Below are 14,040 nucleotides of genomic sequence, written 5' to 3' on the forward strand. Positions count from 1 at the left end.
TAATTAATGCAGCAACGGCGCCGCAACACACCGCTCCAGGTGATGCAACCGGCGCCCAGAACAACATCCGGAGACGATATGAACAGTGCCAAGGGCGGCCGCGGCGTGAATTCCGCCAGTTTGCGGCTGTACAACGAGCGCGCGCTCCTGCTGGCGCTGCGGCATGCCGGAGAAGCGTCCAAGGCGGATCTCGCCCGCATCGCGCAGCTCACCAACACCGCGGTGGGCAGCATCGTGCAGACGCTCACCGAGGATGGCCTGATCCATGTGGCTGGCCGCCGCCAGGACGGGCAGCGCGGCCAGCCGGCCAGCCTGATCCGCCTGCAGCCCAAGGGCGCGTTCGGCATCGGGGTCCGGCTGGATCGCGGCAGCATCGAATGCGTGATGGTGGATTTTGGTGGTGAGATCCTCGCCAGCCGCGCCCACCAGATGGTCCTGCCGCATCCGGAACAAGCGCTGGCGCTGGTGCGCGACGACGTGGCCGCGCTGCGCGCGCTGCTCACGCCGGCCGAGCGCAAGCGCCTGCTCGGCATCGGCGTGGCCCAGCCCTACAACCTCGGCGCCTGGCTGCGCGAGCTGGACCTGCAGGATGAGGCATCGCAGGCCACCTTCCGTGCCTGGGATGCGGTGGACTTCGCCGCCGAGCTGTCGGATGCCACGGGGCTGCCGGTATTTGGCGAGAACGACGGCACCGCCGCCGCCGTGGCCGAGCTGTTCTATGGCAGCCACCACGCGCAGAGTTTCCTCTATGTCTTCGTTGGCCCGGCGATTGGCGGCGGCGTGGCGCTCAACGGCGACTGCGTGCGCGGCGTGTCGGGCAATGCCGGCGATATCGGCATGATGCCGGTGCAGCCGAGCCTGCTTGCCTCGGCGCCGCGCACCGGCAAGCGGCGCGACATCCTGCTGGCGCGCGCCTCGCTCAACGCGCTGACGCGCCACCTGCGCCACCACGGCGTGGCCATCGACAGCCATGCCGACCTGGAGGCGCAGGTGCGCGGCCAGCATCCGGCGGTGGCGGAGTGGCTCGACGACTGCATCGACGCGCTGGCGCCCGCGATGCAATCCGCGCTGGCGGTGCTCGACGTGCCGCTGATCATCCTCGATGCCGATATCGACGGCGGCCTGGTGCAGGCGCTGATCGAGCGCCTGCAGGGCGAACTGGACGACGGCGCGCCCGAGGCACGGCGCCCGCCACGCGTGGTGCGCGGCTGCTTTGGCGCCAACGCCGGCGCGGTCGGCGCCGCGTCGCTGCCGATGTTCATGAATTTCTCGCCGCGGGCCGACATGCTCAAAGGCGCATCCGCCATGATTCCGGAGGCCAACCATGCCATCGTCTGATTCGTCTGATTTGTCCGTACCGCTTGTTCCGGCTGTTTCACCCGATACGTCCACCAAGGCGCCGCTGCTGGCGCTGCGCAATATCTGCAAGACCTTCCCCGGCGTGCGCGCGCTGCGCAATGTCGAGCTCACGGCCTACGCCGGCGAGGTCCACGCCCTGATGGGCGAGAACGGCGCGGGCAAGTCGACGCTGATGAAGATCCTGTCCGGCGCCTACACGGCGGACCCCGGCGGCGAATGCGATATCGACGGGCAACGGGTGCAGATCGACGGCCCGCAATCCGCGCGCGACCTCGGCGTCGCGGTGATCTACCAGGAGCTGAGCCTGGCGCCCAACCTGAGCGTGGCCGAGAACATCTACCTGGGCCGCGCCCTGCAGCGCCGCGGGCTAGTGGCGCGTGGCGACATGGCGCGCGCCTGCGCGCCCACGCTGGCCAGGCTCGGCGCGGATTTCTCGCCCGTGGCGAGCGTGGCGAGCCTGTCGATCGCGCAGCGCCAGCTGGTGGAAATCGCGCGGGCCGTGCACTTCGAGGCACGCATCCTGGTGATGGACGAGCCCACCACGCCGCTGTCCACGCACGAGACGGATCGCCTGTTCGCGCTGATCCGCCAGCTGCGGGGCGAAGGCATGGCGATCCTCTATATCAGCCACCGCATGGCCGAGATCGACGAGCTGGCCGATCGCGTGACCGTGCTGCGCGACGGCTGCTTCGTCGGCACGCTGGACCGCGCGCACCTGTCGCAGGCAGCGCTGGTCAAGATGATGGTGGGGCGGGACCTGTCGGGCTTCTATACCAAGACGCACGGCCAGGCGCTGGAGCGCGACGTGATGCTGTCCGTGCGCGATGTGGCCGACGGCCGCCGCGTCAAGGGCTGCAGCTTCGACCTGCGCGCCGGCGAGGTGCTCGGGCTGGCAGGCCTGGTCGGCGCGGGCCGCACGGAGCTGGCGCGGCTGGTGTTTGGCGCAGAAGTGCGCACGCGCGGCGAGGTGCTTATTGCCAACCCGGCGAGCCCCGGCGGGCTGGTCACGCTGCCGGCCGGTGGCCCGCGCCAGGCCATCGATGCCGGCATTGCCTACCTGACCGAGGACCGCAAGCTGCAAGGCCTGTTCCTGGACCAGAGCGTGCACGAGAACATCAACCTGATCGTGGCCGCGCGCGACGCGCTCGGCCTCGGCCGCCTGAACCGGCCCGCCGCGCGCCGCCGCACGACAGAGGCCATCGACACCCTGGGCATCCGCGTGGCGCATGCGCAGGTCAACGTGGGCGCGTTGTCGGGCGGCAACCAGCAGAAGGTGATGCTGTCGCGCTTGCTGGAAATCCAGCCGCGCGTGCTGATCCTGGATGAGCCCACGCGCGGCGTGGACATCGGGGCCAAGTCGGAGATTTACCGGCTGATCAACGCGCTGGCCGAGAGCGGCGTGGCGATCCTGATGATCTCCAGCGAGCTGCCCGAAGTGGTGGGCCTGTGCGACCGCGTGCTGGTCATGCGCGAAGGCGCGCTGGCCGGCGAAGTGCGCCCGGCCAAGAGCGCGGCCGAAACCCAGGAGCGCATCATCGCGCTGGCCACCGGCGCGGCGGCGCAGCCGGCGCCCGCATGGGCCGACGCTCCGCTGCCTGCCGCCGGCAACGCAACCAGCATCACGCTGCATTGAGACCGGGCACAACCTTCGCGCCACCCGCAAGAGACAAGGATATCGACGCCGGCCTGCAACTCCCCGAGAGCCGCCGGCGCAGGAGACAACCATGCATGAATCCATCACCCGTTCCACCGCGCCCGCCCCTACCGCTGGCGCGTCATTGCCGGTCGCCACCCTCGGCCGCCTCACCACCCAGGAGCGACTGCGCGCGCTCGGCATGCTGCCCGTGCTGGTGCTGCTGTGCATCGGCTTCACGGTGCTGACCGAAAACTTCGCCGGCTGGCAGAACCTGTCGATCATCGCGCAGCAAGCCTCCATCAACATGGTGCTGGCCGCGGGCATGACCTTCGTGATCCTGACCGGCGGCATCGATTTGTCGGTGGGCTCCATCCTGTCGATCTCGGCGGTGGTGGCGATGCTGGTGTCGCTGATGCCGCAGCTCGGCATGCTGAGCGTGCCGGCCGCGCTCCTGTGCGGCCTGCTGTTCGGCATCGTCAACGGCGCGTTGGTGGCTTTCATGAAACTGCCGCCGTTCATCGTCACACTGGGCACGCTGACGGCGGTGCGCGGGCTGGCGCGGCTGGTCGGCAACGACAGCACCATCTACAACCCGGATATCGGCTTTGCCTTTATCGGCAACGGCGAAGTGCTGGGCGTGCCCTGGCTGGTGATCATCGCCTTTGCCGTGGTGGCGGTGTCGTGGTTCGTGCTGCGCCGTACCGTGCTGGGTTTGCAGATCTACGCGGTGGGCGGCAATGCCGAGGCGGCGCGGCTGTCCGGCATCAAGGTGTGGGTCGTGCTGCTGTTCGTGTACGCGGTGTCCGGGCTGCTGGCGGGGCTGGGCGGCGTGATGTCTTCCGCGCGCTTGTACGCGGCCAACGGGCTGCAGCTGGGCCAGTCCTACGAACTCGATGCCATTGCCGCGGTCATCCTGGGCGGCACCAGCTTTGTGGGCGGCACCGGCTCCATCGTCGGCACGCTGGTCGGAGCACTGATCATCGCGGTGCTGTCCAACGGGCTGGTGCTGCTGGGCGTGTCCGATATCTGGCAGTACATCATCAAGGGCCTGGTGATCATTGGCGCGGTGGCGCTCGACAGCTATCGCCGCAAGGGCTCGGCGCGCACCTGAAGCGAGCGCGGCCCAATCATCGGCTACTGGAGAGACGACATGTCAAAGCTTTACCTCGCGGCATTGGCGCTGGCGGCAATGAGCGCAACGAGCGTGCTATGCACCGGCGCCGCCGCACAGGGCGCGCCGGAATCCGCATCGGCGCCCGCCGCGCAACGGCCGCTGAAGAAAGTCGGCGTTACGCTCGGCTCGCTCGGCAATCCGTACTTCGTTGCGCTGGCGCGCGGCGCTGAAGCCGCGGCCAGGAAGATCAACCCGGACGCCAAGGTCACGGTGCTGTCCGCCGACTATGACCTCAACAAGCAGTTCTCGCATATCGACAGCTTTATCGTGTCGAAGGTGGACCTGATCCTGATCAACGCGGCCGACGCGCGCGCCATCGAGCCCGCGGTGAAGAAGGCCCGCAAGGCCGGCATCGTGGTGGTGGCGGTGGACGTGGCGGCAGCGGGCGCCGACGCCACGGTGCAGACCGACAACACGCAGGCCGGCGAGCTGGCCTGCGCCTTCCTCGCCGAGCGGCTGGGCGGGCGCGGCAACCTGATCATCCAGAATGGCCCGCCGGTGTCCGCCGTGCTGGATCGCGTGAAGGGCTGCAAGACGGTGTTGGGCAAGCACCCCGGCATCCACGTGCTCTCCGACGACCAGGACGGCAAGGGCTCGCGCGAGGGCGGGCTCAACGTCATGCAGCTTTACCTGACCCGCTTCCCGAAGGTCGACGCGGTCTTCACCATCAACGACCCGCAGGCGGTCGGCGCCGACCTGGCCGCGCGCCAGCTGAACCGGCGCGGCATCCTGATTGCCTCGGTCGACGGCGCGCCCGATATCGAGGCAGCGCTCAAGGCCAACACCCTGGTGCAGGCCTCGGCCAGCCAGGACCCGTGGGCCATTGCGCGCACCGCGGTGGAGATCGGCGTGGGGCTGATGAATGGCAAGGCGCCCGCAAGCCGCACCGTGCTGCTGCCGCCTACACTGGTTACGCGAGCCAATGTGAACGAGTACAAGGGCTGGGCCGCGCCGCGCTAGCCGGGCAGCGGTCCGCGCTCAACTGACAACCGAATCACCCGACAACCGACCAACCGACTGGTGAAACCATGCCAAACAATGCTGTAGGCGCAGTCCCCGAATTCGACTTCGTGCTGTTCGGCGGCACCGGCGACCTCGCCACGCGCAAGCTGCTGCCGGCGCTGTTCGATGCGCACTGCGTGGGCTCGCTGCACCCGCGCGGGCGCATCCTCGCGCTCGGCAGCCAGCCGCTCGGCCAGGACGCCTACCTGGCCATGCTGGAGTCCAAGGTGCGTCCCGCGCTGCCCGCTGCCGCCGCGGCCGAAGCCTGGCAGGCCTTTGTCGCGCGCATCCTCTACCTGCAGGTGGACGCCAACGCGCCGGAGGGCTTCGATTCCCTTGCCGAGCTGGTGCGCGCGCGCGCCGCGCCGGTGGTGGTCTTCTACCTGGCCACCGGCCCGCAGCTGTTCGTGCCGATCTGCGAGCAGCTGGCCCGCACTGGCCTGAACCACGCAGGCGTGCGCATCGTGCTGGAAAAGCCGCTGGGCCACGACCTGGCCTCGTCCGATGCCATCAACTCCGCGGTGGCGCGCCATTTTGCCGAGGACCAGATCTACCGCATCGATCATTACCTGGGCAAGGAGTCGGTGCAGAACCTGATGGCGATGCGCTTTGGCAATGTCCTGTTCGAACCGCTGTGGCGGCGCGAGTGGGTGCGCGATGTGCAGATCACCATCGCCGAGGAAATCGGCGTGGAAAAGCGCGGCGCATTCTACGACGGCATCGGCGCGCTGCGCGACATGGTGCAGAACCACCTGCTGCAGTTGCTGTGCATGGTGGCGATGGAGCCGCCGGCGAGCCTGTCGGAAGACGCGATCCGCGACGAAAAGCTGAAGATCCTCAAGGCGCTCAAGCCCATCGAGCTGAACGAGGTCGCCGAGAAAGTGGTGCGCGGGCAATACTGCCGCGGCGCGGCCGCTGGCGACGCGGTGCCGGGCTACGTGAACGAACCCGCCATCTCGCCCGACAGCCAGACCGAGACCTTCGTCGCCATCAAGGCGGAGATCGCCAACTGGCGCTGGGCCGGCGTGCCGTTCTACCTGCGCACCGGCAAGCGCATGCAGTCGCGCGTGGCCGAGATCGTGATCCAGTTCCGCGACGTGCCGTACTCGCTGTTCCCGCGTCCGCTGGACCATGAGCCCGGCAACCGGCTGGTGATCACGCTGCAGCCGGAGGAAAGCATCCGCCTGCATTTCCTGGTCAAGCATCCCGGCGACACGCAGGCGCTGCAGCCCGCCACGCTGGACCTGCAACGCATGCTGCCGCGCGGGCAGGGCAATCGCAACGAGCGCAAGACCGGCGCTTACGAGCGGCTGCTGCTCGACGTGATCCGCGGGCGGCTCGGGCTGTTCGTGCGGCGCGACGAGCAGGCGCAGGCCTGGCGCTGGGTCGCGCCGATCCAGCAGGCCTGGGCGCAGAGCAATCTCGCACCCAAGCTCTACACCGCGGGCACCTGGGGGCCCGCGGCCTCGAGCGCGCTGCCGTCGCGCGATGGCGCGGTCTGGCACGAAGAGCTGTGAAGCACGTTTGAAGCATACCGGCGCACTGGCGATTGCCTGTACGCCGGCGAGTACAGGAGTTGTATCGATGTCCGCTATGCCCCAAGTGTCCCACCATCTACCCGCCTGGCAGCGGCTGCAAGCGCACGCGCAAACCATCCGCCATGCCCACCTGCGCGATTGGTTCGACGGCCAGCAGGGCGAAGCCCGCGGCGCCGGCTTCGTGGCCGAGGCCGCCGGCCTGACGCTGGACTACGCCAAGAACCGCGTCACCAACACCACCATGGCGCTGTTGTTCGCGCTGGCCGGAGAGGCCGGCGTGACCACACGGCGCGATGCCATGTACCGCGGCGAAGCGGTCAACACCACCGAGCGCCGCGCCGCGCTGCATATGGCGCTGCGCGCGTGGCCGCAGGACGGCTTCCACGCGCAGGGCGTGGCGGTGGGCGGCGACGTGGCCGCGGTGCTCGCGCAGATGGAGCGCTTCGCCGACGCGGTGCGCGGCGGCGCGTGGCGCGGCTGGAATGGCCGCCAGATCACCGACGTGATCAATATCGGCATTGGCGGCTCGGACCTGGGGCCGCGCATGGTCTGCCGCGCGCTCGCGCACCTGGACACCGAAGGGCCGCGCATGCATTTTGTCGCCAACGTGGATGGCAGCGATCTTGCCGCCGTGCTTGCGCGGCTGGACGCCGCCAGCACGCTGGTGGTGGTTTGCTCCAAGACCTTTACCACGCTGGAGACCATGGCCAACGCGCACACCGCGCGCACCTGGTTCCTGCGCCACGGGGTGCCGCAGGCACAGTTGGCCAGCCACTTCGTCGCGGTCTCCACCAACCGGCAGGCGGTAGCCGAGTTCGGCATCGACCCAGCCAACATGTTCCCGTTCTGGGACTGGGTGGGCGGGCGCTTTTCGCTGTGGTCGGCGGTGGGGCTGTCGATTGCGCTGGCCGTTGGCTTTGCGCGTTTTCGCCAGTTGCTCGACGGCGCCCGCGCCATGGACCAGCATTTCGCCGAGGCCGAGCCGCCGCAAAACATGCCGATGATCCTCGGCCTGCTCGATGTCTGGTATCGCAGCTTCCTGGGTACCGGCAGCCGCTGCGTGGCGCCGTACTGCGAGCCGCTCGAGCTGCTGCCTGCCTTCCTGCAGCAGCTCGAGATGGAGAGCAACGGCAAGTCCGTGCAGCTCGATGGCGCCGCCGCCGCGCAAGGCACCGCGCCGGTGGTGTGGGGCACTACCGGCACCAACGGCCAGCATGCCTACTTCCAGATGGTGCATCAGGGCTCGCACTGGATGCCGGTGGATTTCATCGCCGCGCTGGAGCCGGTGCACCCGATGCCGGGCCACCATGGCAAGCTGCTCGCCAACTGCTTTGCGCAAGGCGAGGCGCTGCTGCGCGGGCGCACCGCGCAAGAGGTCCGGGCGCTCGGCGTACAGGACGAAGCGCTGGTGCCGCACATGGTGTTCGAGGGCAACCGTCCCAGCAACACGCTGCTGCTGCAGCGGCTCGATCCGTATCACCTGGGCGCATTGGTCGCGCTCTCGGAGCACCGCACCTTCGTGCAGGGCGTGCTGTGGAACATCAATTCGTTCGACCAGTGGGGCGTGGAGCTTGGCAAGCAGCTCGCCGCGCCGATCGCCAGCGAGCTCGATGGCGGCCCGGCCCGCCCGCACGATGCTTCCACCGCCGGCCTGATCCGGCGCGCGCTCGCCGCGGCATCGGCCTGGCAAGCCTGACGCGCGGCAGCGCGCGCAGACGGAAATACGAGAAAGAGGATGCAATGACAACGACATCATGGCCAGCCTACGTCGTCTTCGGCGAGGCATTGACCGACATGGTTCATCAAGGCGGGCAGGCGTGGCTCGGCCTGCCCGGCGGCTCGTGCTGGAACGTGGCCCGCGTGGGCGCGCGGCTGGGCCTGCCCACCGCCTTCGCCGGCGCGATCAGCTGCGACACGCTGGGCGACCAGCTGGCCGAGGCCAGTGCCGAGGCCGGGCTGGACCTGCGCTTCCTGCAGCGGGTTGAGCGCTCGCCGTTGCTGGCGTTTGTCGGCGCGCAGCACCCGCCGCAGTATTTCTTCGTCGGCGACGACAGCGCCGATCTCTACTTCGAACCCCAGCGCCTGCCGCCGGGGTGGCGCCAGGCCGCGCGCACCGTGCACTTCGGCTCGCTCAGCCTCGCGCGCCAGCCGCTCGCCGCGCGCCTGTGCGAAGAAGCCACGCAGGCCAGGGCCGCAGGCAAGCGCATCGCCTTCGATCCCAACTTCCGCACGCCCATGCGCGCGCCGGAGTACCAGGCCGTCTTTGCGCATATGGCCGGCCTGGCGGACTACATCAAGGTGTCGGACGAGGACTTGCGCGGCCTGTACCCTACGCTGGACGAGCACGCCGCGCTGGCGGCGCTCAGGGCGCAGGCCCCGCAGGCGCGCGTGCTGCTGACGCGCGGCGCGCACGGCATGACGCTGCTGCATGGGTATGACGCGGTAGAGCAGCCTGTGTTTGCCGTCGACGTGGTCGACACCGTCGGCTGCGGCGATGCCGCCATGGGCGGCTGGATGGCGGGCTTGCTGCTGGACCCGGAGGCAACGCTGGCGCAGCAGGCGCGATGGGCTGCCGCTACCGCGGCGGTGGCGGCCACGCGCGCGGGGGCCTATTCGCCGAGTGTGGGGGAGGTGAGGGTGCTGCTGGGCGAGGGGGTGGCTTTGGCCTCTTTGGCCTGATAGCGCCGGATCGGCGTTGGGGTGCTCCCCTTTCCCGCGCGCGGGAGAGCAACCGTGTCAAGTGGGGTCGGGGAGAGGGCGGACGTTGGATGTGGCGTTGGCCTGCTTGACGTCAAAAGGTCAAAAGGTCAAAAGCTCAACGGCTTAAAGTCAAAGGCGGTTTCACCTCCCCTGCGGGGAGGCGACCTACTTTCTTGTCTCGCCAAGAAAGTAGGCAAAGAAGGCGACCCGGATGCGGCGAAGGACCCCTCGTCGGCAAGCCAAAAGAGCAGCCGGGACCCAAACTCACATCGCCTTAGGGCGATGCTCAGACATGGGTCCCTCTTTTCCGCTCTTTTGGCTTGCCGACGAGGCGCCGCATAACGGGAGATGCAAACCTTGACGGCTCGCTTCGCATCGCGCTTGGGTGATTTCCGCCTGGGGGCGGAAATCACGGCTAGACCGAGTGATGTTTGACTCTACAGCTGGTTTGCTCCCCTCTCCCACTTGTGGGAGAGGGGCCGGGGAGAGGGCGGGCGCTCGATATGCCTGCGTGCTGGACAACACCGCGGGCTTCGCTTCAAGTTGCTCCGAGCCACCCCCTCTCCGCTCAGGGAGAGACAGCCGTCGTCATGGCGCGCGGCTTTGGCGCACTCGCCGGCTTCGGCTAGTGCTGCAGGTTTGCCACCTGAATCACTGCTCCAGCTTGATGTTCTGCACCTTCACCAGCGTCTTCATCTTCTCGAACTCCTTCTTGATCTCGGCCGCGTGCTGCGCCGGGGTGTTGCCCGAGGGTTCCGCGCCGGCGGTGCGCAGGCGCTGCTGGAAGTCCTTGTCCTGCAATGCCTTGACGGCCGCTTCATTAAGTTTCTTGATCACGTCGTCGGGCGTGCCGGCAGGTGCCACCAGGCCATACCAGGCCGGGTCGTTCGGCTCCTTCAGGCCCATTTCGCCGAAGGTCGGCACGTTCGGCAGCGAGTCGATGCGCTTGTTCCAGGCCACCACGATCGGGCGCAGCTTGCCGGCCTTGATGTAGGGCATGGAGGAGGGCAGGTTGTCGACCATGATCGGCACCTGGCCGGCCAGCACGTCGTTCAGCGCCAGGCCCGCGCCGCGGTAGGGGATATGGACCATGAAGGTCTTGGTGGAGACCTTGAACTGCTCGCCCAGCATGTGGCCGAAGGCGCAGGTGCCGGAGGTCGCGTACGAATACTTGCCCGGATTCGCCTTCAGCACGGCCAGGAATTCCTTGTAGTCCTTGGCCGGGAAGTTCGGGTTGACCGCGATCACGTTGGCCACGTTGGCCAGGTTGGTGATGGGCTTGAAGTCCTTGATCGGGTCGTACGACAGCTTGGGGTTGCACGCCGGGTTGACCGCCATGGTGGAGACGGTGGAGATGCCGATCGTGTAGCCGTCGGGCGCGGCCTTGGCGATGGCGTCGGCGCCGATCGAGCCGCCGCCGCCGGCGCGGTTTTCCACCACCACGGGCTGGCCCAGGATGCGGCTCATCTGGTCGGCCGCGCCGCGGCCCACGATGTCCGTCGTGCCGCCGGGCGCGAACGGGATGATCAGCCGGATCGGCTTGGTCGGGAAGCTTTGCGCCTGCGCCACGGAGGCCGCTGCTGCCAGGCCAAGGGCCAGGGCGATTTTGCTGGTTTGCATGAGATCGTGTCTCCCGTCAAAGGACCGGGCGGGGATATCCGCCCAAGGTGAAGAACGCCGGCGACGCATCCGCTGTGGCGGGGCTTTGGAGCCGGCGGCGTGAGTTCTGGCGGGCGGGCCTGGTGGCCGCCCGGGGGCTAACCGCCCAGGAGCCCGCGCTTGAGTTCCCGGTCGACCGGATGGTCGCCAAGGAAGATGCGCAGCACGGCCTGGTAGAAATCTTCGCCCGGGATCGGCTTGCCGCGCGGCGTGCCGTTGATGGCGACCACGGTGCCGCCATCGGGCGAAAAATCAAAATTGATCACATCGCCCTTGCGGGCGGTACCCATCTGCTCCATGGTCTCGCGCAGCTGGAGCAGGCGGTCGGACAGCCTCTGGAACTGGACCTCGCTGTGGTTTTCGCGGATCCCTTCGTTCAGGGCCTTGATAAAGGCATCGGATGGCACCTCGCGCAGCGGCCGGATCTGCAGGCGCTTGGGGCCGTGGGCGCCCAGCACCACGGTGGCATTGCGCGCCTTCTCCGGCAGGTAAAGGGCGGCCACATAGCCCTTGATGATGAACATCGAGCGCAGGCCGGTGCCGTTCAGTTGTAGCTCCTTGCCGCCGACGCGCGTGGCGTCGTCGATCCGCATGCCCTCGATTTCGTTGGCGCGCGCGGTCTCCGACGGCATGGCCAAGGCCGCGCCCACGCAGAGGGTGAGCGCCAGCAGGCTGGCGCGGCGGGCGAGCGGTTCGTGCGCGAACGGGGTACGGCGGGGAAACATGGAGAGGCTGGACGGTACGACGGAACGTGCCATATTCCGCGATTTCTGAAACAATACCAATTGGTATCTGCCCTAGGCTGCACTTGGCGTGCGCGGCGGCCATCACAATAACTAAAACCAATCGATGTCTTCTGCTCTCCTGTTGGTGCCGGATTTCAGCCTGATCCTGATCGGCTGGCTGCTGGTGCGCTATTCCCCGTTCGACCGCGCGTTCTGGGCCGGCGTGGAGCGCCTGGTGTATTTCGTGCTCTTTCCCGCGCTGCTGCTGCAGTCCACCAACAGCGCCAAGTTCGATTTCTCCTCGACCTCGGCCATGCTCGGCCTGGCGCTGCTGACCACTGCCTTTGGCATGGTGGGCGGCTACGCCGTCAAATGGGCGATGCGGCTGGCGCCGCTCGATTTTGCTTCCGGCTTGCAGACCGCATTCCGCTTCAATTCCTATATCGGGCTGGCGCTGGCCGCACGCCTGGGCGGCAGCGAGGGGCTGGCCATGATGGCGGTGATCGTCGGCTGCACGGTGCCGCTGTGCAACGTGGCCGCGGTTTGGGCACTGGCCCGTCACGGCGAAACCCGCCTGTGGCGCGAGCTGGCGCGCAACCCGCTGATCCTGGCCACCGCCGGGGGCTTGCTGACCAACCTGCTTGGCCTGCATCCGCCCGAGGTGGTGGGCATGACGCTGGCCCGGCTGGGTTCCGCGTCCACGGCGCTGGGGCTGATGACGGTCGGCGCGGGCCTGCAGATGAGCGGGGTGACGGGGGCGATCGGGCCGGTGGCGTGGTGGAGCGGCGTCAAGCTGGTGGCCATGCCGTGCTTTGCCTGGGCGGTGGGGCGCTTGCTGCCGCTGACCGAGTTGCAGTCGCAGATCGTGGTGCTGTTCGCCTCGCTGCCGACCGCGTCGAGCGCCTACATCCTGGCCGTGCGCATGGGCGGCAACGGGCCGATGGTGGCGGCGACGATCTCGGTCATGACCGTGGCGGCCATCGTCACCACGCCGTTCTGGCTGTCCCTGGTCAGTTAGCGGGTGCTTCGGTGTGCGCTGGCGCTTGCGCCAGCGCCCAGTCGATATGCTCGCGCACCAGCGGGCTGGCGTCGGCCTGGCGCGCGCCGAGCGCCGCGCGGATGCGCGCGGCCAGCGCCGTGTCGCCACTGGCGAGCGCCGCGCGCAGGCTGTTGCCCAGTCCCACCGCCAGGTTGCGCAGCCAGCGTTCATGGCCGATGCGGCGGATCGGGCTGCCCTCCAGCCGCTGGTTGAACTCCGCCTCGGTCCAGCCGAACAGCTCGGCCATGTCGGGTGCGTCGAAGCCGTTGCGCACGTCGAAGTCCGGCAGCGTGGCGCGATGGGCGAACTTGTTCCACGGGCAGGCCAGCTGGCAGTCGTCGCAGCCATACACGCGGTTGCCCATCGGCGCGCGCAACTCCTCTGGGATGGCGCCCTTGTGCTCGATGGTCAGGTAGGAGATGCAGCGGCGCGCGTCGATGCGGTAGGGCTCCAGGATGGCCTGGGTCGGGCAGATATCGATGCAGCGGCGGCAATGGCCGCAGTGGTCGGATTCCGGCGCGTCGGCAGGGAAGGGCACATCGACCAGGATCTCGCCGAGGAAGAACATCGAGCCGCCATCGCGGTCGAGCAGCAGCGTGTGCTTGCCGCGCCAGCCAAGGCCGCCCTGCGCGGCCAGCGCCACCTCCATCACCGGCGCGGAATCCGTGAAGACGCGATAGCCGAACGCGCCGATGGCGGCCTCGATGCGGCTGGCGAGCTGCTGCAGGCGGTTGCGCAGCACCTTGTGATAATCGCGGCCCCGCGCGTAAAGCGAGATCACGGCGGTGGCGGGGTCGTCGAGCCGGGCAAGTTCATGGCTGCGCCAGTCGTCCGGGCCCGCGGCGGGCAGATAGGGCATGCGGGCCACGATGGCGCGTACCGTGCCGGGCACCAGTTCGGCGGGACGCGCGCGCCGCAAGCCGTGGTTCGCCATATAATCCATGTCGCCGTGGTAGCCCTGTGCCAGCCACGCCAACAATCCTGCTTCGGCCCGGCTGAGATCCACGTCGGCAATGCTGACCGCATCGAAGCCGAGTTCCGCGCCCCAGGCCCGGATCGAGCCCACCAGCGCTTCCAGCCCGGCGGCGTCCGTGCCCGCATGGGCAATGGACGGCGCAAGGCCAGGCGCTGTCCCGGGGACGGCGCTGCTGGCAGGAGGGGGCGAGGCGGTTGGCGCCTGGGCTGCTCGGTCGATCATTCCCCAATTG

General features: G+C 68.5%; 11 protein-coding genes. 8 read left to right on the forward strand and 3 right to left on the reverse strand.

Annotation, left to right across the window (positions count from 1 at the left end):
* The first annotated feature begins 78 nt into the window (after positions 1-78).
* From OMK73_RS32610 to OMK73_RS32640, 7 genes are all read left to right on the forward strand, one after another.
* Positions 79-1,338 carry an ROK family transcriptional regulator gene (locus OMK73_RS32610; RefSeq protein WP_267605635.1) on the forward strand — a complete coding sequence of 420 codons (1,260 nt, stop codon included), beginning with the start codon at positions 79-81 and terminating at the stop codon, positions 1,336-1,338.
* Positions 1,325-2,992 (forward strand): sugar ABC transporter ATP-binding protein, encoded by a 1,668-nt coding sequence (locus OMK73_RS32615; RefSeq protein ID WP_267605636.1) that lies wholly within the window; start codon positions 1,325-1,327, stop codon positions 2,990-2,992. Before OMK73_RS32610 ends, OMK73_RS32615 begins: the two co-directional genes overlap by 14 nt.
* A gap of 91 nt (positions 2,993-3,083) precedes the next feature.
* Entirely contained in the window at positions 3,084-4,106 is a 1,023-nt protein-coding gene (locus OMK73_RS32620; RefSeq protein ID WP_267605637.1) for an ABC transporter permease subunit, read from the forward strand.
* 78 nt (positions 4,107-4,184) lie between these two features.
* Positions 4,185-5,129, forward strand: a complete 945-nt coding sequence (locus tag OMK73_RS32625; RefSeq protein ID WP_267606598.1) for an ABC transporter substrate-binding protein — start codon at positions 4,185-4,187, stop codon at positions 5,127-5,129.
* A gap of 68 nt (positions 5,130-5,197) precedes the next feature.
* A complete protein-coding gene (gene zwf / locus OMK73_RS32630) occupies positions 5,198-6,688 on the forward strand; it encodes a glucose-6-phosphate dehydrogenase (RefSeq protein WP_267605638.1) in 1,491 nt (496 codons plus the stop codon).
* A gap of 67 nt (positions 6,689-6,755) precedes the next feature.
* On the forward strand, positions 6,756-8,405 hold the full coding sequence (gene pgi, locus OMK73_RS32635) for a glucose-6-phosphate isomerase (protein WP_267605639.1): 1,650 nt from the start codon (positions 6,756-6,758) through the stop codon (positions 8,403-8,405).
* Between the two features lie 44 nt (positions 8,406-8,449).
* On the forward strand, positions 8,450-9,388 hold the full coding sequence (locus OMK73_RS32640) for a carbohydrate kinase family protein (RefSeq protein WP_267605640.1): 939 nt from the start codon (positions 8,450-8,452) through the stop codon (positions 9,386-9,388).
* A gap of 672 nt (positions 9,389-10,060) precedes the next feature.
* Here OMK73_RS32640 and OMK73_RS32645 read toward each other — a convergent pair.
* Positions 10,061-11,029 (reverse strand): tripartite tricarboxylate transporter substrate binding protein BugE, encoded by a 969-nt coding sequence (locus tag OMK73_RS32645; protein WP_267605641.1) that lies wholly within the window; start codon positions 11,027-11,029, stop codon positions 10,061-10,063.
* Positions 11,030-11,166: 137 nt separating this feature from the next.
* Positions 11,167-11,700: a chalcone isomerase family protein gene (locus OMK73_RS32650; RefSeq protein ID WP_267606599.1), complete on the reverse strand. Its 534-nt coding sequence runs from the start codon at positions 11,698-11,700 to the stop codon at positions 11,167-11,169.
* 217 nt (positions 11,701-11,917) lie between these two features.
* Between OMK73_RS32650 and OMK73_RS32655 the strand changes: the two genes are divergently transcribed.
* The gene (locus OMK73_RS32655; protein WP_267605642.1) at positions 11,918-12,811 is read left to right on the forward strand and encodes an AEC family transporter; all 894 of its coding nucleotides are present in this window, start codon (positions 11,918-11,920) and stop codon (positions 12,809-12,811) included.
* On the opposite strand, the gene queG is transcribed toward OMK73_RS32655, so the two are convergent.
* Positions 12,804-14,030, reverse strand: coding sequence for a tRNA epoxyqueuosine(34) reductase QueG (queG, locus tag OMK73_RS32660; protein ID WP_267605643.1), 1,227 nt, complete (start codon positions 14,028-14,030; stop codon positions 12,804-12,806). The two genes, OMK73_RS32655 and queG, sit on opposite strands and share 8 nt — an antisense overlap.
* Positions 14,031-14,040: the final 10 nt, after the last annotated feature.

The sequence above is a fragment of the Cupriavidus sp. D39 genome (assembly GCF_026627925.1).
In the GTDB taxonomy this organism is placed as follows: domain Bacteria; phylum Pseudomonadota; class Gammaproteobacteria; order Burkholderiales; family Burkholderiaceae; genus Cupriavidus; species Cupriavidus ulmosensis.